Annotated in this window: 3 tRNA genes; all 3 read right to left on the bottom strand. The window is 49.5% G+C overall.

The window, feature by feature from the left end:
* Positions 1–75 (bottom strand) — tRNA-Gly (locus G9F50_RS20335).
* Positions 76–128: 53 nt separating this feature from the next.
* Positions 129–200, bottom strand: a tRNA-Gln gene (locus tag G9F50_RS20340).
* Between the two features lie 9 nt (positions 201–209).
* Positions 210–285: transfer RNA gene (locus G9F50_RS20345), tRNA-His, on the bottom strand.

Consider the following 285-nt stretch of genomic DNA (forward strand, 5'->3'; position numbering starts at 1 on the left):
TGGAGCGGAAGACGGGATTCGAACCCGCGACCCCCACCTTGGCAAGGTGATGTTCTACCACTGAACTACTTCCGCAACATGTAAAAGAACTTAATACATCTTATGCTGTTGTTTTTAAAAAAATGCAACTGGGCTAGCTGGATTCGAACCAACGCATGACGGAGTCAAAGTCCGTTGCCTTACCGCTTGGCTATAGCCCAATGATAAAATGGGGCGATTGATGGGAATCGAACCCACGAGTGCCAGAGCCACAATCTGGTGCGTTAACCACTTCGCCACAACCGC

The organism is Bacillus sp. EKM206B (assembly GCF_011066015.1).
In the GTDB taxonomy this organism is placed as follows: Bacteria; Bacillota; Bacilli; order Bacillales; family Bacillaceae; genus Bacillus; species Bacillus velezensis.